The 17355-nt window shown below is 70.9% G+C and carries 14 protein-coding genes; 4 read left to right on the forward strand and 10 right to left on the reverse strand.

Annotation, left to right across the window (positions count from 1 at the left end):
- Positions 1-63 precede the first annotated feature (63 nt).
- The 5 genes from SACE_RS24800 to SACE_RS24820 all read right to left on the reverse strand — a co-directional run bounded on the left by SACE_RS24800 (position 64) and on the right by SACE_RS24820 (position 5869).
- Positions 64-2427: a xanthine dehydrogenase family protein molybdopterin-binding subunit gene (locus tag SACE_RS24800; protein ID WP_009942475.1), complete on the reverse strand. Its 2364-nt coding sequence runs from the start codon at positions 2425-2427 to the stop codon at positions 64-66.
- A gap of 52 nt (positions 2428-2479) precedes the next feature.
- A complete protein-coding gene (locus tag SACE_RS24805; protein ID WP_009942474.1) occupies positions 2480-3871 on the reverse strand; it encodes a hypothetical protein in 1392 nt (463 codons plus the stop codon).
- Positions 3872-3987: 116 nt separating this feature from the next.
- The gene (locus SACE_RS24810; protein ID WP_011874617.1) at positions 3988-4395 is read right to left on the reverse strand and encodes an arsenate reductase ArsC; all 408 of its coding nucleotides are present in this window, start codon (positions 4393-4395) and stop codon (positions 3988-3990) included.
- Positions 4396-4409: 14 nt separating this feature from the next.
- Entirely contained in the window at positions 4410-5504 is a 1095-nt protein-coding gene (arsB, locus tag SACE_RS24815; protein WP_009942472.1) for an ACR3 family arsenite efflux transporter, read from the reverse strand.
- Entirely contained in the window at positions 5501-5869 is a 369-nt protein-coding gene (locus SACE_RS24820) for an ArsR/SmtB family transcription factor (protein ID WP_009942471.1), read from the reverse strand. Before SACE_RS24820 ends, arsB begins: the two co-directional genes overlap by 4 nt.
- Positions 5870-5952: 83 nt before the next feature.
- On the opposite strand from SACE_RS24820, the gene SACE_RS24825 reads away from it, so the two are divergent.
- The 3 genes from SACE_RS24825 (at position 5953) to SACE_RS24835 (ending at position 11763) form a co-directional block, all read left to right on the forward strand.
- Entirely contained in the window at positions 5953-6399 is a 447-nt protein-coding gene (locus tag SACE_RS24825; RefSeq protein WP_011874619.1) for an ArsI/CadI family heavy metal resistance metalloenzyme, read from the forward strand.
- 529 nt (positions 6400-6928) lie between these two features.
- Complete coding sequence (locus SACE_RS24830) at positions 6929-8329, forward strand: Nramp family divalent metal transporter (protein ID WP_009942469.1); 1401 nt, start codon at positions 6929-6931, stop codon at positions 8327-8329.
- 182 nt (positions 8330-8511) lie between these two features.
- Entirely contained in the window at positions 8512-11763 is a 3252-nt protein-coding gene (locus SACE_RS24835) for an arabinosyltransferase domain-containing protein (RefSeq protein WP_009942468.1), read from the forward strand.
- Between the two features lie 67 nt (positions 11764-11830).
- Here the strand turns inward: SACE_RS24835 and SACE_RS24840 are convergent, their stop codons facing one another.
- Together SACE_RS24840 and SACE_RS24845 are read right to left on the reverse strand one after the other, a co-directional pair.
- A complete protein-coding gene (locus SACE_RS24840; RefSeq protein WP_011874621.1) occupies positions 11831-12298 on the reverse strand; it encodes a GNAT family N-acetyltransferase in 468 nt (155 codons plus the stop codon).
- Positions 12299-12928: 630 nt separating this feature from the next.
- Positions 12929-13660, reverse strand: a complete 732-nt coding sequence (locus tag SACE_RS24845; RefSeq protein WP_197537712.1) for a FadR/GntR family transcriptional regulator — start codon at positions 13658-13660, stop codon at positions 12929-12931.
- Positions 13661-13771: 111 nt separating this feature from the next.
- On the opposite strand from SACE_RS24845, the gene SACE_RS24850 reads away from it, so the two are divergent.
- A complete protein-coding gene (locus SACE_RS24850) occupies positions 13772-15220 on the forward strand; it encodes an MFS transporter (RefSeq protein ID WP_009942465.1) in 1449 nt (482 codons plus the stop codon).
- A 4-nt stretch (positions 15221-15224) separates the two neighbouring features.
- On the opposite strand, the gene SACE_RS24855 is transcribed toward SACE_RS24850, so the two are convergent.
- The 3 genes from SACE_RS24855 to SACE_RS35780 form a co-directional block, all read right to left on the reverse strand.
- Positions 15225-15740, reverse strand: a complete 516-nt coding sequence (locus SACE_RS24855) for an XdhC family protein (RefSeq protein WP_009942464.1) — start codon at positions 15738-15740, stop codon at positions 15225-15227.
- A gap of 89 nt (positions 15741-15829) precedes the next feature.
- Positions 15830-16537 carry a YqjF family protein gene (locus SACE_RS24860; protein ID WP_009942463.1) on the reverse strand — a complete coding sequence of 236 codons (708 nt, stop codon included), beginning with the start codon at positions 16535-16537 and terminating at the stop codon, positions 15830-15832.
- Positions 16538-16736: 199 nt separating this feature from the next.
- Complete coding sequence (locus SACE_RS35780) at positions 16737-17339, reverse strand: hypothetical protein (protein WP_143538216.1); 603 nt, start codon at positions 17337-17339, stop codon at positions 16737-16739.
- Positions 17340-17355 lie beyond the last annotated feature (16 nt).

The following is a 17355-nucleotide window of genomic DNA, read 5'->3' on the forward strand; positions in this document are numbered from 1 at the left end:
CGACAGCAGTGGGCGCACCGTGGTGAGCGGTGCCCTCGCTCGGACACCGCTCACCACGTTCGGTCACACCACGGCCTGGTCGGACTCCCGGCCGCGCTCGGCGCCGCGCACTGGAAGCGCCTCAAACGCCGCGGGCGGGTCCTGCCACAACGGCGCCGAGACGCCGTCTCGGATGGCCTGCCAGACCCGTTGCGGGGTGGCAGGCATGTCGATGTGGCGGACTCCGAGGTGCTTGACGGCGTCGACCACGGCGTTCTGCACCGCCGGCGTCGCGCCGATGGTCGCCGCCTCACCGATTCCCTTGGCGCCCAACGGGTTCAGCGGTGTCGGCGTCTCGGTGCTGGAAACCTCCAGTGCCGGCACGTCCGCCGCGGACGGCACCGCGTAGTCGGCCAGGGTCGCGGTCTGGGGGTTGCCCTCGTCGTCGTAGGACATGTGCTCCCACAGCGCCTGCGCCATGCCCTGCACCACCCCGCCGTGCTGCTGGCCGCGCACGATGAGCGGGTTGAGCACCCGCCCGCAGTCGTCGACGGCGATGTGGCGCAGCGGGCGCACGAGTCCGGTCTCGATGTCGACCTCGACGACCGAGACGTGCGCGCCGAACGGGAAGGTCGCTCCGCCCGGTTCGAAGTCGGCGTGCTCGGCGAGCGCACCGCCGTCGGCCGACGCCGCCTGCACCAGCTCCTGCCAGCTCACCTTCGCCGCCGGTGCGCCCGCGACGCCGAGGCCGTCGCCGGTCGGCTCGATGTCCTCGACGGCGGCCTCCAGCCGTGCTGCGGCCAGCTCCCTGGCCCGCCGCAGCACCAGTTCGCCCGCTTCCCGCACCGCGCTGCCGCCGAGTTGCAGCGAGCGGGAGCCGCCGGTGCCCTCGCCCCGCGCCACGGTCGCGGTGTCGGACTGGACGAACTCGATCGACTCCATCGGGATGCCCAGCAGGTCGTTGACGATCATCGCGAACGACGTCGCGTGCCCCTGGCCGTGCGAGGAGGTGCCGACCTTGATCGTGGCGCGGCCGTCGTCGTGCACCTCGACCTCGGCGTACTCGCCGCCACCGCCGCCGGTGATCTCGACGTAGCTGCTCACGCCGATGCCCAGCAGTCGGGTCTCCCCCGCCTCGATGCGGCGTGCCTGCTCGGCGCGCAGCGCCTCGTAGCCCACCAGCCGCAGGGCCTCGGTGAGCGGCAGGTCGTAGTCGCCGCTGTCGTACTCGGTGCCGACGGCGGTCTTGTACGGGAAGACGTCGTTGGCCAGGAAGTTCTTGCGCCGCAGTGCGACGGGGTCCATGTCGAGTTCGGTGGCGGCCAAGTCCATCATGCGTTCGAGCATGGCCGCCGCCTCGGGACGTCCGGCCCCGCGGAACGCGCCGACCGGGGTCGTGTTGGTCAGCGCGGCGATCGCGTCGTAGGCGATCCGGGGGATGTTGTAGACGCCCTGGGCCATCGAGCGGGTCGAGCCCATCGCCAGCAGGCCGTTGAACCCGGCGTAGGCGCCGCAGTCGCCGACGACGCGGCAGCGCAGGCCGACGATCTCGCCGTCGCGCCGCAGACCCAGCTCGGCGTACTGCACCTGGCCGCGGCCGTGCGGCATGCCCTGCATGTTCTCCGAGCGGGTCTCGACCCACTTGGCCGGACGTCCGAGCCTGCGCGCGATGCCGATGACGACGGCGTGTTCGGCGCCGAGCCCGGCCTTGCCGCCGAAGGCACCGCCGACGTGCGGGGCGATGACGCGCACCCGTTCCGGTGCGATGCCGAACGCCCCGGCGACGCCGTCGCGCAACGCGTGCGGCATCTGCGTCGACACGTGCACCGTCAGGTCGTGGTCGTCGTCCGGTCCGCCGGGCACCGCCGTGACGGCGTTGCCCTCCATCGGCACCACGGCGACCCGCTGGTTCTCGATCCGGGCGCGGACCACGACGTCGGCGCCGTCGAGCACCTCGGCCCCGGCGGAGTCCCGCTCGCCGGCGGCGATGTTGGAGCCCAGGTCCGGGAACTGCGTCGGCGCGTCGGGCGCCAGCGCCGCCTCCGGGTCGGCCACCGCGGGCAGCGGCTCGTAGTCGACGTCGACCAGTTCCAGCGCGTCGGTCACCGCCGCGCTGCTCTCGCCGACCACCGCGACGACCGGCTCGCCGACGAAGCGGACCCGGTCGGTGGCCAGCGCGGGCCGTGCGCACTGCGCATTGACCACGATGAACGGCGGCGGCACCGGAAGGTCCAGGTCCGCGGCCGTGTAGACGGCGACGATGCCGGGAGCCGACCCCGCGGCCTCGGTGTCGATCGACGTGATGAGCGCGTGTGCCAGGGGTGAGCGCACGAAACCGACGTGCACCAGGCCCTCGACGTCCAGGTTGCCGACGTAGCTGCCTCGTCCGTGCAGCAGATCAGGGTCCTCGACCCTGGGGACCTCGTTACCGAGCAGTGATCCCACCATGGCACGAGCCTATCCGCGCCGAGCGCCGCGAGCACGGCTTCCGGGGTGATCTTCAGGCTGAGGCGACCTCGACTTCCGGCGTGTGCTGGAGCAGCGGTTCGGCCTCGGTGAAGGCCAGCGGCTCGGGCATCTCGTAGCGCGGGCGGACGTGGCTGAGCTCGCGGTGCGCGCGCACCAGGCTCGCGAAGTCGCGGGGGTAGGCGCGCTGGTCGACGCCCAGCAGCGTCCCGGACTTCCTGGCTCTGGCGGCCAGTTCCCGCCAGGACCGGATGCCGGTGAGTCCGATCGACTCCATGCCGTGGGAGAACAGCATGATCCGGATCTCGTCGTAGGTGCGGGCGGTGTCGATGTAGGAGAGCAGGGCGTCGTGCGAGCCTTCGGCGTTGAACGACATCCAGAACGGCACGGACCCGGTCCGCAACGTCCACCACGGTTCCATCAGCAGGAAGCACTCGGCGAGCAGCCGGTTGCCGGGCATGCCGCGCCGGTCGTACCACTGCCGGTAGAGGTCGGCCACGACCGGGCTCAGCAGTTCGGGTTCGGCGAAGCTCAGGCGCCGCAGGCCGAAACCCTCCTGGCGGGCGAACTCGGTGACGCTGTCCAGCAGCGCCGGGTCGAAGCCCCATTCCGCCTCGGGTGCCTCGCCGTCGGGTTCGGGCGGGTCCCAGCTCGTGCGTCCGGCGCCGTAGCGCTTGAGCATGCGCGCCACGCGGGGCCCGCCGCGGTGGTACTCGTCGGCGGTGGCTCCGCCCAGCGCGCCGAACTGGAACAGGTGGCGGTCGCCGACTCGCGTGACGGGCCACTGCAGCCCGCACTCGGCGGTGACCACGATGCCGCCGGGCGCCAGGTGGTCGCGGATGAAGCGCCGGTAGGCCAGCGGCAGCCGCTGCCACTTGACCCGGAAGTACGACATGCCGGCGATCATCAGCCGGTCCTGGTTCGGGTCGTGCATGTGGTGCAGCACCAGGTCGGAGTTGGCCGCCAGCAGCGCCCTGCCGGGTTCGGTGCCCGCGGCGAGCTCGCCGCGCGCGTCGTCGCGGTCCACTCCCCTGCGCCGCACCGGGATCAGCAGCGTCTGGGGCAGCCACGGCGCGTCGAGCGCGGCGGCCAGGTGGATCAGCGCACCGTTGGACGAGCCGACGAAGATCACCGGGTAGCGGCGTTTCGGGTAGTGGCCGGTGATCCAGCCCGCGACGGCCTCCGCGTCGATCTCGCCGACGCGGTCGCGGGGCACCGCCTCGCCCACGCCGCTGAACGCGTACGCCTGTTCGGCGAGCCGCCTGGGCAGGTGGTTGACCGTGCCGAGGGCCGCCGACAGCACCGGCTCCAGCGCCGGGGGCGCCTGTCCGATCGCGGGGACGTCCGCACCGGCCAGGAACCGGGACAGCGCGCGCAGCATCCCGGTGGCGGAGTCGAACGAAGCGACCGCGCGTCCTGGTTTCATGCAGCCTCCTCGCCTGCCACCGAGGACCTGGTCACCGCGTGACCGGGCGGTGATCCTCCGGAAGCCACCTCAGTACCCGGTACGCGGCGGTTCCACACATCGCCCGAACGCGAGTGCTACGAACCGGGGACGAGTTCGGCCAGCAGGTCGCGGACGCGGCGGTCGATGTCGTCGCGGATGGCGCGGACCTCGTCGACGCTCTTGCCCGCGGGGTCGGTGAATTCCCAGTCCAGGTAGCGCTTGCCGGGGAAGACGGGGCAGGCGTCACCGCAGCCCATGGTGATCACCACGTCGGCGGCTTCGACGGCGTCGGTGGTCAGCTTCTTGGGGATTTCGGCTGTGAGGTCGAGTCCGAGTTCGCCCATGGCGGTCAGGACGGCGGGGTTGACGGTCTCGGCCGGAGCGGATCCGGCGGAGCGCACGGCTATCTCGCCTCGGGCGTGGTGCTGCAGGAGTGCGGCGGCCATCTGGGAACGTCCGGCGTTGTGCACGCAGACGAACAGGACTTCAGGGGTGTGGGACACGGTCGCTCCAGGATTCACGAGGTGGTGCGGGCGTGCTCGGTGCCGATCGCCGCGGGGGCGGTGAACCAGCGGCGGGCGGCCAGGGAGACGTGGACGAGGGCGACCAGCACGGGCACTTCGATGAGCGGGCCGACGACCCCGGCCAGCGCTTGGCCGCTGGTGACGCCGAAGGTCGCGATGGCCACGGCGATGGCCAGTTCGAAGTTGTTGCCCGCAGCGGTGAACGACAGCGTCACCGACCGCTCGTAACCCAGGCCGATCACCTTGCCCAGGGCGAACGATCCGGCCCACATGACCGCGAAGTAGGCCAGCAGCGGCAGCGCGATCCGCGCGACGTCGACAGGCCGGCCGGTGATCTGGTCGCCTTGCAGGGCGAAGAGGATCACGATGGTGAACAGCAGCCCGTAGAGGGCGACCGGGCCGATCCTGGGCAGGAACCAAGTTTCGTACCAGTCGCGGCCCCGGGCGCGTTCGCCGAGCTTGCGGGTCAGGTATCCGGCGACCAGCGGGATGCCGAGGAAGATCAGGACGGACTTGGCGATCTGCCACGCCGAGACCTCGAGTCCGACCGCGGGCAGGCCCAGCCAGCCCGGCAGCACCGACAGGTAGAACCAGCCGAGGCCCGCGAAGGCGAGGACCTGGAACACCGAGTTCAGCGCGACCAGCACGGCGGCGGCTTCCCGGTCCCCGCGGGCCAGGTCGTTCCAGATGATCACCATGGCGATGCAGCGCGCCAGGCCGACGATGATCAGACCGGTGCGGTATTCGGGCAGGTCGGGAAGGAGGAGCCAGGCCAGCGCGAACATCAGCGCCGGGCCGAGGATCCAGTTCAGCGCGAGCGAGCAGACCATCAGCCGGGTGTCGCCGGTGACGGTGTCGAGCCGGTCGTAGCGGACCTTGGCCAGCACCGGGTACATCATCACCAGCAGGCCCAGGGCGATCGGCAGCGAGATCCCGTCGACCCGCACCGCGTCGAGCGCCGGGCCGAGCCCGGGAACCCACCGTCCGGCCAGCAGGCCGGCGGCCATCGCGGAGCCGATCCACACCGGCAGCAGCCGGTCCAGCGCCGACAGGCGCGCGACCACGGGAGCCTCGGCGGACCGGCTCATGCGGTGACCGCCTCGGCGTCGGCGGGCACCAGCACGGCCGAGACGGCGCGCAGGGTCTCGGGGCGCACGCGGTAGTAGATCCACGTGCCGCGCCGTTCGCCCTCGATCACCCCGGCGTCGCGCAGGACCTTGAGGTGGTGCGAGATCGTCGGCCCGGACAGCTCGAACGCTCCGGTCAGGTCGCACACGCACGCCTCCCCGCCCGCGTGGGAGGCGATCAGCGACAGCAACCGCAGCCGTACCGGCTCGCCGATCGCCTTGAACACCCTAGCGAGCTCGGCTGACTGCTCGGCGGTCAGCGGCTCCCGCATCACCGGCGAGCAGCACAACTCTGCACCGGTCGCCTGCGCGTCTTGGTTCGACATGCTTCTATCTTGACAGTCGTCGAAGCAGAGGAGCAAGCTGGCATCGCCATCTGTTTAGATGGACATCTAATTAAGGGGTTGAGATGTCTCGCATGCAACTGGCCCTCCGGGTCGGGGACCTGGAAGGTTCGATCGCGTTCTACTCGAAGCTTTTCGGCGCCGAACCGGCCAAGCTGCGGCCCGGCTACGCCAACTTCGCCATCGCCGAACCGCCGCTCAAGCTCGTTCTGGTCGCGGGCGAGCCCGGCCAGGACACCGCGATCGACCACCTCGGCGTCGAGGTCGAAAGCACCGAGCAGGTCGACAACGCCACCGAGCGGCTGCGCGCACTGGGCCTGTTCACGGAGGTGGAACAGGACACGACTTGCTGCTATGCCCGGCAGGACAAGGTCTGGGTGCACGGGCCGGGCGGGGAGCCCTGGGAGGTCTACGTGGTCAAGGCGGACTCCGCCACGTTCGGAGCTGCCCCATCGGAGGACGGGGCCGCCCAGTGCTGCGCCGGCGACGAGGAGACGGCCACCCACGCGTGAGCACTCGGTCGGCGCGGCTGTCGCAGCCCGAGGCGACCCGCCACGGCGTGACCCGAGCCGGCGGGGCCGGCCCCTGCCCGCCGAAGAGACCGGCCCCGCCTCGCGGGCGTGTCGATCAATCGCGGTGACGTGACCGCTCACCGAGTACAGGACCAAGAGCACCGGGGAGACCTGCGCCGGTTCCGGCGAAGCACACCGGCGGCATGCCGGGCGACTGCGCGCGGAACTGGTGATCACGCCGTGTTCACCCCGCCTGTGCAGCGTGGCCGCTGCGCAGCATCCGGCCGCACCACGCCCGAAGGCATGCGTGCGCCATCACCCCGGTTCGTCCACTGTGTCCGGTCGACACCTCCTCACCGGCACCTCCTCGCCGGTCCCGCGCGGCCGGCGGCTCCGGACCGTTGACCGAGGCGATCGGCCGCTGTAATTTTTCACACACCAAAGCTCAGTTTCACAAGTGTGAAAATCTCCACGCTGCGGCGTGGTACCCGCTTGGTCCGTCACGGCCCGACGCACGAGGGAGTGCGCGATGGGAACAGACGTAGCCGCCTCCGACGACCCGTACCTCCTCACCGCCGACGGCATCAAGGAACCACCGCGGGGCTGGGCCGCCAGCCTGCGCTACCTCGGCCCCGGCCTGATCGTCAGCGCCTCCATCGTCGGCTCCGGCGAGCTGATCGCCACCACCGCGCTCGGCGCCGAGGCCGGGTTCGCGCTGCTGTGGATGGTCATCCTCAGCACCGGCGTCAAGGTCGCGCTGCAGGCCGAGCTGGCCCGCTGGACGATCTCCACCGGCAAACCGGGCCTCACCGGTTACAACGCCGTCCCACCGCGGTTCGGCCGCATCGGCTGGATCAGTCTGCTGTGGATCGCGATGGCGCTGTCCAAACTGCTCCAGCTCGGCGGGATCGTCGGCGGGGTCGCCGTCTCGCTGAGCCTGCTGATCCCGGTCGGCGCCGATCCGCTGAGTCCGACCTCGCTGGCGGCATGGACGCTCATCGTGGTCGCGGGCAGCATCGCGCTGCTGTACTCCAACCGCTACGGGCTGATCGAGCGCGGCGCGTTCCTGCTCGTCGCGGTCTTCTCCGCGGTCACCGTCGTGATCGCCTTCGGTCTTCCGTTCACGCCGTTCAGCTACTCGGGCGCCGACGTCGCCGGTGGGCTGGCGCTGACCATCCCGGCGGGCGCACTCGGCGCGGCCGTGGCGATGTTCGGCATCACCGGCGTCGGTGCCGACGAGATCACCTTCTACACCTACTGGTGCGTGGAGAAGGGCTACGCCCGCTGGGCGGGGCCGCCGGACGGCAGCGACGAGTGGGTGCGTCGGGCGCGCGGCTGGATCCGGGTGATGTACAAGGACGTCTTCCTGTCGTGGGTCATCTACACCTTCAGCACCCTGGCGTTCTTCGTCATGGGCGCGGCGGTGCTGCACCCGCAGGGTCTCGTGCTCGAAGGCAACGAGATGATCACGACACTGTCCCGGATGTACACCGACACGATCGGCGAGTGGGCCAACGTCCTGTTCCTCCTCGGCGCGGTGGCGGTGCTCGGCTCCACCCTGTGGGCCTCGGTCCCGAGCTGGTCGCGCATGTACACCAACCTGTTCGCGACGCTGGGCGTGCTCGACTGGCAGGACTCCGTCGCCCGGCAGCGGTGGCTGCGCGCGCTGACCGTGATCCAGCCGGTGCTGTGGGGGATGGCCTACCTGTTCGTGAGCTCACCGGTGGTCATGGTCCAGATCGGCGGCGTGGCCACCGGGATCTTCCTGCCCGCGGTGGTGATCGCGACCTGGTACCTGCGGCGCACCGAAGTGGACCCCCGGCTGCACGGCTCGGCCGCGTTCAACGTCCTGCTGGTCGTCAGCAGCGCCGCGATCACGCTGCTGGGCGCCTACACCATCCTCAACGTGTTCGGGGTCGGCGCCGGCTGAAGCAGGTCACCGGCGGGTTACGGCAGGCTGAGAGCAACCTGAGAGCGCAGGACAGGGGTACCGCCCTGATTTCGGTCCGCTGACAACGGCGATGCGCTGGAAAAGGCGCCACGAGCGGCGACTATTTTGCTCGTGTGCTTAGTGCGGGCAAGGATGACACCACAAGTCCCGAAGAGGAACCCGTGCCGTCCGGCGACGACGCGGCGCGCTCCCCGGAATCAGGGCGGGACCCCGCCGCGAAGAAGCTGCGGCTGGTCGCCTCCGTCCTCGGACTGCTCGGAGCGGTGCTGGCGCTGGCGGTGCCCTTCATGCCGGTCAACTACGACGTCACGACGCTGCAGTGGCCGACCGCGCAGGGCACCCGCCCGGTCGCGGCACCGCTGGCCAGCTACTCGCCGGTCCGGATCGACGCCACCGTGCCGTGCGAGTCGGCGCGGTCGCTGGACGCGCGCAGCGACGGACACGGCACCCTGGTCAGCACCACGCCGCTGAACTCCGACACCGGCAAGGTGACGGGGCTGCGGCTGCAGGTCGACAACGGCCGCCTGGTGCTGACCTCCAAGGGCCGCCAGCTCGGCACCGCGCCGATGCCGGTCGGCAACTGCGCGATCACGGTGCACTCCGACGGCTACCGCACCACCGCCGCCGTCGGCGGCCAGCAGATCGCGCTGGCCAACGAGGACGTGCGCCCGCAGCTCACCGGCATCTACTCCGACCTCGACGCCGCCGTGGACCGCACCGCGGGGCTGTCGTTCAAGGCCGAGGTCGACACCCGCTACGAAAGCCACGCGACGGCGCTGAAGATCGTCGTGATGGCGGGGGCGGTGCTGGCGTTCATCGGCTGCGTGGTGGTGCTGCGCAGGCTCGACGGCCGGGCCGGGCGGCGCCCGCCGCGGCTGGCGCCCTCTGGCTGGTGGAAGCCCACCCTCCGCGACCTCGCCGTGCTCGGCTCGCTGGGCATCTGGTGGCTCATCGGCGCGATGACCTCGGATGACGGCTACATCCTCACGATCGCCCGCGCACGCGAGGAAGCCGACTACATCACCAACTACTACCGCTGGTTCGCCGTACCCGAGGCGCCGTTCGGCTGGTTCTACGAGCTGTACTCGCTGTGGGTGCAGGTCTCCACCGCGACGCCGTGGGTGCGTTTGCCCGCGCTGCTGATGGGCATCACGAGCTGGCTGCTGATCAGCCGCGAGGTGCTGCCCCGGCTCGGCCAGCAGGTCCGCCGCAGCAACGCCGCCGGCTGGGCCGGCGCCGCGGTGTTCCTGGCGTTCTGGATGCCCTACAACAACGGTCTGCGTTCCGAGCCCGTGGTGGTGCTGTTCTCGCTGCTCGCGCTGTGCGCGGTGGAGCGGGCGGTGGCGACCAGGCGGATGATGCCGGCCGCGCTGGGCCTGGTGGTGGCCGCGCTGGCGGTGGGCGCCGGGCCGACCGGTCTGGTCGCGGTGCTGCCCTACGTGGCGGCGATCAAACCGCTGTTCCGGCTGGTGCGCAGCCGGGCCAGGCAGTTCGGGTGGCTGCCGATCCTGGCGCCGATCGCGGCCTGCGGCTTCGTGATCATGGTCGTGGTGTTCTCCGACCAGACCTGGCAGGCGGTCATGGACGCCACCGACCTGCGCCAGGAGCTGGGCCCCAACGACCACTGGTACCAGGAGCTCAACCGCTACAACCTGCTGTTCGCCCCGACCCCGGACGGCTCGCTGGTGCGCCGCTTCCCGGTGCTGCTGGTCATCCTGTGCCTGGCGACCTGCGGTGTGATGCTGCTGCGCCGGGGCCGCATCCGCGGTGCCGCGCTCGGCCCGAGCCGCCGCCTGCTGGCGGTCACGGCGCTGTCGTTCGTGGTGCTGGTGGTGACCCCCACCAAGTGGTCGCACCACTTCGGGCTGTTCGCGGCCCTGGGCGGCGCGCTGGCCGCGCTGACGGCGCTGGCGACCAGCAGCACCGTGCTGCGTTCGCGGCGCAACCGGGCGGCGTTCTTCTCCGGGCTGATGCTGATCATCGCCTTCGCCGCCACCGGCCCCAACGGCTGGTTCTACGTCTCCGGCTGGGGCGTGCCGTGGTTCGACAAGCCGCCGTCGCTGAAGGGGTTCAACGCCAGCACCGCGCTGCTGGCCGTCGCCGCGGTCGCGGCCGTCGTCGCGCTCATCGAGCACCTGCGCCTCGACGAGAACAACCCGAAGGTCGTCGACGTCAGCAGCATCGAACAGCGCAGCCGGGCGCTGAAGCTGGGCACCGCGCCGCTGGCGATCGTGTGCGCGCTGCTGGTGGCCGGCGAGGTCGCCACCTTCGCCAAGGTCGTCCAGAAGCAGTGGGGCAGCTACAGCATCGGCGCCGACAACGTCCAGCAGCTCATGGGCAACAGCTGCGGGCTGTCGGACTACGTCTACGTCGAGTCGCAGCCCCGCGACGGCGTCCTCGCGGTCTCCCCGCAGCAGCCGTCGGTGGCCGCGCCCGGCACGAAGGTGCCCGGCCGCAAGGCGGAGCCGGAGAAGCCCAACGACTACCTGCGCGCCAAGACCGACGGGTTCGTGCAGCCGGGCGTGCCGTCCAGCGACCAGGCCTACCCTGGCCAGCCCGACTGGACGCCGCCGCACCACTTCGGCGACGCGGCCGCGCCGGTGTGGGGCAGCTACGACCCGCAGGGCCTGGGCACCGGGGAGCTGCGCACCGACTGGTACGACATCCCCGAGCGCGCGACCAGCGGCGAGGTCCCGGTGGTCGTGGCGCTGGCCGGGATCGACGCCGAGCCCAACTCGGCGGTCGTCGAGTTCGGCAAGGACACGCCGCGCGGGTTCGAGATCATGGACCGCCGCATCCTGCCCAAGGCGCAGGGCGCGCCCCCGAACTGGCGCGACTCCCGGCTGATGGTCGACGGCGACGCCGAGGGCGCGACCAAGCTGCGGATCGTGGCCAAGGACCAGGCGCTGGCTCCGGAGGGCTGGCTGGCGCTGAGCGCTCCCCGCGCTCCGAAGCTGACCCGGATGACCGACTTCGTCGGCCAGGCCGGGACCTACGTGGAGTGGCCCGCGGCGCTGGTGCACCCGTGCCTGCGGATCCCCGCGATGCGCAACGGGATCTTCGAGATGCCGAAGTTCCGCGTCGCCGGTGGTGCCGAGGTGCGCGACATCGGCCAGAGCTGGTCGTCGCCGGACATGGGCGGGCCGTTCGGGTGGATGAACGTCAACTCCAACACCATGGAGCTGCCGACGTATCTGAAGAACGACATCTCCCGGGACTGGGGCTCGCTCTACGTCCTGGAGCCGCAGACGCCCGAGGCGCTGCCCGCGGAGGCGGCGATGCGGGTCAGCCACGAGGTCCGCTGGGGCATGTTCTCGCCCGGGCCGATCAGCCAGACGGTGCAGTTGCCTGGTGACCTGCCGAGCTCCAGCGACCGCAGCGACATCAAGAACCAGGAAACCGCCGACCAGTAGTCCGCATCAGCGCGGTGGGGCCGGTCCTCTTCGGAGGGCCGGCCCCACTGCTGTCTCCGCGCTTCGATCAGGCGCTGCGTTGTGCTTCGAGCACCCGCTCGAAGCACAACGAGGTCTCAACACCGGCGTAGGCGCCGAAGTTCGGGATGCGTTGGTAGCCCGAACGCGTGTAGAAGCGCACCGCGTCGGGCTGCGCGGTGCCGGTCTCCAGCCGGAGGGTGGTCCAGCCCTGGCCGCGCGCCCAGTCCTCCAGCGCGTCCAGGATCGCGACCGCGACGCCGCTCCCCCGCCGGGCCGGGACGACGTACATCCGCTTGACCTCGCCGACGCCGCCGCCGAGGTGGCGGAGTCCGCCGCAGCCGACGGGGATGCCGTCGTCCGCGCGAGCCACGAAGAACGCAGCGATGTCCGCTTGCGACGGCACGAGCCCGGGTTCGCTGTCCGGTGTGCCGTACCTCGCGGCGATCTCGGCGCGCTGCAGAGCGCGCAGCGTGACGGCGTCGGCGTCCGCCCACTGCACCTGCTGGATCCTCATGTGGTGGATTCTGACCAGCGGTTGTTTCCGCCGCGTGAAGCGGTTGTTGCGGCCTTCGCCCGCCGACGGCGGAGTTCAGGGTCTGTTTCGCGAGCGGCGTCAGCCGCTCGCGGTGCGGGACCCCGCCCGCACCGCTACGGGTTCTCAGAAGCCTTCTCGCGAGGACAGCGTCGACGTGGTGAATTGGCGGTCGGCGATCCCGGAGCGAGAAGGCTTCTGAGTGCCTGTCTTTGATCCCCTGGCGTAGGTACAGGACAGGCCTTCGCCAGTGATCGTGACACCACATCGAGATCAACCAGCAAAGGCCCGATCCGCTTGTACCGCACGTCCACGCCACCGGCCGGACCCGCCGCGACCCCTCCGACACCACCGACGCCGAGTGCGCCCTGATCGAACCACTCCTGCCCGCCCCGGCTAGCCAGACCCGCTACGGCGGCCACCCGGAGAAACACCCGAGACGAGCCATCGTCGACGCCATCCGCGACTACGAACGCCTCCCCGCCCACTCCGAAACCATCGTCAACTGGGCCACGCCTCATGACCCGCCAACTCACCACTTAAACAAGATCAAAGACAAGCACGGAGGTTCCGCCGCCCGAACCGCTGCGCGAACCACTTCTGCAGCACTCCTCAGCGCTGGCGGTCGATGAAGCGGCGGGAGCGCCGCTCGATGTCGGCGAAGTGCTGGGTCATCGCCTCGGCCGCTCGCCCGGCGTCACCGGAGCGGATCGCGTCGACGATCGACTGGTGTTCGCGCCCGATCTCCTCGCGCAACCACTCCGGCGGGTCGATCTCCTCCTCGACGCGGTGGTAGACGGTCCAGAACAGGTCGATGAGCTGCACCGCGATCTCGTTGCCGACGGGCCGGTACAGCGTCTGGTGGAACCGCCGGTCGGCCTCCACGACGTCACCGGTTCTGATCTCGGCCACGCAGGACTCCAGTTCCGCCAGGAAGTCCTCGTCGGCGTGCTGCGGCACCTCGGCGATCAGCGCGGTCTCCAGGATGCGGCGGATCTGGATGAAGTCGGCCAGCGTCGAGGCGTCCTGGCGGGCCGACTGGCGGGCCCGGAACAGCAGGCCCGGCATCAGCGCGGTCACGGGTGCCTCGCCGACGAAGGTGCCGTAGCCGTGGCGGATGTCGACGATGCCCAGGGTGTGCAGGGCGCGCAGCGTCTCGCGGATGGAGTTGCGGCTGGCGCCGAGCTGGGCCATCAGCTGCGGTTCGCTGGGCAGCGGGGAGCCTGGAGGCAGCCCGGACTCCAGGATCAGGTCCACGACTCGGTCCTGGAGCTGCCTGCCGCCACCAGCCATCGATTCCCGTCCCTCCGCCTGCTCCGGTTTGCCCGGTGGTTCGGCGCCCACCGCCGATTCCGGCCACCGCTGAGAACAACCTTGCCATCCGCGATGGCCCAGAGTAGCTTGCCTGGACATCCTACGTCCTATGTCCGGGGTGTGATGAGCGAGGAGGCTCAGATGGCTGCAACGAGCGACTCCGCGCGCTGGTACCGGCAGCTCTCGGCCCGCGACTGGAAGGCGTTCTTCGCCGCCTGGCTCGGCTACGCGATGGACGGCTTCGACTTCGTGCTGATCACGCTCGTGCTCACCGAGATCAGCGACGAGTTCGGGCTCACCGACGCCGCAGCTGCCGCCCTGGTGTCGGCGGCGTTCATCTCCCGCTGGTTCGGCGGCCTGGTGCTCGGCGCGGTCGGCGACCGCTACGGCCGCCGGGGTGCGATGATCATCAGCATCGTGCTCTACTCGGTGGGCACCTTCGCCTGCGGGCTGGCGTGGGACTACTGGCCGCTGTTCGTGGCGCGGCTGGTCGTGGGCCTGGGCATGGCCGGGGAGTACAGCGCGAGCGCGACCTACGTCATCGAGAGCTGGCCGCGGCGGCTGCGCAACCGCGCCAGCGGTTTCCTGCTCTCCGGCTTCTCGCTGGGCGGTGTGCTGGCCGCCCAGGTCTACAGCTGGGTCGTGCCGTCGTTCGGCTGGCGGGCGCTGTTCTTCCTCGGGCTGGCCCCGATCGTGATCGCGCTGTGGCTGCGCCGCGGCATCCCGGAGGCCGCCGACTGGGAGCACGCCTCCCACGACGAGCCGACCTTCGTCGACGTGCTCTACCAGGGCCGGGCGCGGCCGTGGAACGTGCTGCTGACCGCGCTGGTCGCGGTTTCGCTGTTCGCGTTGTTCATCGGCTGGTCGTCGGGTGTGGTCTCGGTGCTGCTCGCGGTGGCGGCCGCCGGTGGTCTGCTCGCCTTCGCCGCGCAGTTCGCGCGGTCGGCGACGCCGATGATGGTGACGCTGATCGTCGTGGTGTTCCTGGCGTTCCTGTACTCGTGGCCGATCCAGGCGTTGCTGCCGACCTACCTCAAGCAGGACCTGGGCTACGACCCGGGCCAGGTCGCCGACGTGCTGTTCTTCGCCGGCTTCGGCACCGCGGTCGGCTGCGTGCTGGCCGGCTTCACCGGCGACCGGCTGGGCACCAAGCGCGCCTACACCTGGACGCTGCTGGCCTCGCTGGTGCCGGTGCTGCCGGTGTTCGCGCTCGGCGGCGACCAGCTCGGCTGGATCGCGGTGCTGCTGTTCTTCCAGCAGATGTTCGGCCAGGGCATCTCGGGCATCCTGCCCAAGCTGGTCGGCGGGTACTTCGAGACCTCCCGGCGCGCGGCCGGGCTGGGCTTCACCTACAACGTCGGTGCGCTGGGCGGCGCGGTCGCCCCGGTGCTGGGCAACGCCATCGCCGAGCAGACCGGGCGCGGCGCGGCGCTGGGTGGCCTGTCGTTCGGGCTGACCATCGTCGTGGCCGTGCTCATCGCGGTGAACGCCCCCGGGCGGGTGCAGCGGCTCTTCGGCGACGACTCGGGGATGGTCGATCGCACGGTGTCGGGCGACGAGGTCGCGCCGGAGCTGCGGACGTCGTCGTGACGGGTCAGAACTCGAAGCCGCCGGGCCTGCCGTTGCGGTCGGCGAGCAGGCCGGCCAGCGCGGCGATGGCGATCTCGGGCGGGCGGCGCGAGCCGATGTTGAGCCCGATCGGCCGGTGCACCTCGCCGATCGCGTCGTCCTCGACGCCCAGTTCGCGCAGCGCGGCGACGTGCGGTGCCGGGTGGCGGGGGTTGCCCAGCACTCCCACCCAGCGGACCTGGTGCGCCAGCACGTCGCGCAGCATCGGGCCCAGCTCCGGGCGGTGGTGGTCGGTCACGATGACGTCGGTGTCACCGCCGATGCCGGTCACCTTCCCGACCACGTCGGCGCCGGTGTCGCCCACCTGGGCCGCGCGCTGCGGGTCGGGCTCGACGAGCAGCGTCCGGTACCCGAGGTCCCGGCCGTACCGGAGCAGGTAGCGCGAGACCGGTGAGGCGAACACCGCGACCAGGGTCCGGTCGCCGGTTTCCACCGGTGCGTCGCTGTGCGCCACCTCGCAGGCGGCAACGTCCTCGGCCATGCCTGGAGTCTGGCAGGTGCGGCGGGTTCGAGCCACCACCCCGGGCGCGGGCCGCTCCGGGCCGGGCCAGGGGTTCTTCACAGGTCGTTTCAGGATAAGGTTCGTGGGCCCGGGGCCTGCCTATCTACTGGTACCGGCGTGCCGAACCGGACAGGAACTCCCGGTGAGTAGAGCACGCTGACCGGCGATGTGGCCGGTGCGGACAATCCGGCCGCGGTGACGAGGCTGTCGTCCAGATCGAGCAATTCGGCGTGGTGCAGGGGCCACTGCGGGTGTTCGTTCGGCAGATACCACGTGCGGCCGTACCAGGACACGTGCAGACCCCACCGGGCGGTCAAAAACCGTTCCAACCCACCCTGTTCGACGATCGGCGGCCCTACTCTGGCAACGACGCGACTGGTCACCTCCCGCGGTCCAGGCCACCTGCGACGGGAGGTATAGGTGATCACATCGCCGTCGCGGTCCAGCCGCATCTTCGACCACACGTAAGGCAGCCGCACGCCGACCCGGCCCACCACGACGGGCAACAGCCGGGCCGCATCCAGAGATCGGAACACCACCCCGCGACGGCCGGCATCGTCCACCGAATACAGCCTCACGTTGGTTTCGCAGAACGACCCGAAATACGGCACTCCCGGCCCTGCCGGCAGATCCACACGGTGCATGCGGAACGGGACCAGCCCCACATAGGTAACGCCGTCCAGGACGTCCGGCCGGGTACCAGGCGGCAGCAGACCGGCCACTCGCGCCGGTTCCACCGGCCAATGCAGGAACATCAGCTCGCGCCACTCCTGCACGAGCGTTGACCTCCGCACCGGCCGCGGAGAACGCGAAGTGATCGGCTCAACCGCCATACCGCGCAGCCGTATCACGGCAGTGGATCTCCTTCAAGAAGCACGACAGCGGTCCACTGCGCAGCCATAGCGCCTTGCAACTCGGCGAGCCCGGAGCGAGAAGGCGTCTGAGGTTCGCCGCAAGCCACTGCTGGAACATTCCCTATCCACCGACGGAGGTGCCCGACGTGCCGGTGCCGAAGCCGCCCCGCGGGATCGTGCCGCCCGTGGTGGGGACGCTGCCCGCCCGGCCGACCGCGGCGGTCTGGCCGGAGGGGCCGGTCTTCGGCGTGGTGTAGCTGCCGCCGCTGACCCGGGTGCCCACCGGTGCGGCGAAGGCGCCGGCCGAGGTCGAGTAGTGGTACCAGAGGGCGGCGACGCCCACGTGCTGGCCGGAAACGTCGGTGTAGTCGGTCGGTGCGTCCTCGCAGTCCTCGTCGGGCAGCCGGACCTCGGTCTCCGGGTCGACGCACACCGCGACGTGGTCCCAGTTCTGCACGTCGTCGGTTTCGCTGGTCGTGGTCTCCGTCGTGGTGGTCTCGGCCGTGGTGGTCGGGGTCGCCGTCTCGGTCGTCGGGGCCGCCGTGGTGGGGACCGGCCCGGAGGAGGTGCTGTGCGCGCCGCCCACGCACCCGGACGCGAGGTAGAACGCCGCCACCCACGGCACCAGCCGGACCATCGGGACCGCCGTCCCGCGCAGCGACTCGGACATCGCCGCCTTCTCCGACGTTTCTTCCCACGTACCTGTGCCTAACCGGTCGATCATCCCGGGCAGCATAGGA

This window comes from Saccharopolyspora erythraea NRRL 2338, from assembly GCF_000062885.1.
Taxonomy (GTDB): domain Bacteria; phylum Actinomycetota; class Actinomycetes; order Mycobacteriales; family Pseudonocardiaceae; genus Saccharopolyspora_D; species Saccharopolyspora_D erythraea.

What these genes read in the sequence shown, in the direction of transcription:
- SACE_RS24825 (WP_011874619.1), top strand. Translation starts at nt 5,953, where the DNA reads ATGTCTCGCATGCAACTGGCCCTCCGGGTCGGGGACCTGGAAGGTTCG.
- arsB (WP_009942472.1), bottom strand. Translation starts at nt 5,504, where the DNA reads ATGAGCCGGTCCGCCGAGGCTCCCGTGGTCGCGCGCCTGTCGGCGCTG.
- SACE_RS24800 (WP_009942475.1), bottom strand. Translation starts at nt 2,427, where the DNA reads ATGGTGGGATCACTGCTCGGTAACGAGGTCCCCAGGGTCGAGGACCCT.
- SACE_RS24830 (WP_009942469.1), top strand. Translation starts at nt 6,929, where the DNA reads ATGGGAACAGACGTAGCCGCCTCCGACGACCCGTACCTCCTCACCGCC.
- SACE_RS24805 (WP_009942474.1), bottom strand. Translation starts at nt 3,871, where the DNA reads ATGAAACCAGGACGCGCGGTCGCTTCGTTCGACTCCGCCACCGGGATG.
- SACE_RS24850 (WP_009942465.1), top strand. Translation starts at nt 13,772, where the DNA reads ATGGCTGCAACGAGCGACTCCGCGCGCTGGTACCGGCAGCTCTCGGCC.
- SACE_RS35780 (WP_143538216.1), bottom strand. Translation starts at nt 17,339, where the DNA reads ATGATCGACCGGTTAGGCACAGGTACGTGGGAAGAAACGTCGGAGAAG.
- SACE_RS24820 (WP_009942471.1), bottom strand. Translation starts at nt 5,869, where the DNA reads ATGTCGAACCAAGACGCGCAGGCGACCGGTGCAGAGTTGTGCTGCTCG.
- SACE_RS24840 (WP_011874621.1), bottom strand. Translation starts at nt 12,298, where the DNA reads ATGAGGATCCAGCAGGTGCAGTGGGCGGACGCCGACGCCGTCACGCTG.
- SACE_RS24855 (WP_009942464.1), bottom strand. Translation starts at nt 15,740, where the DNA reads ATGGCCGAGGACGTTGCCGCCTGCGAGGTGGCGCACAGCGACGCACCG.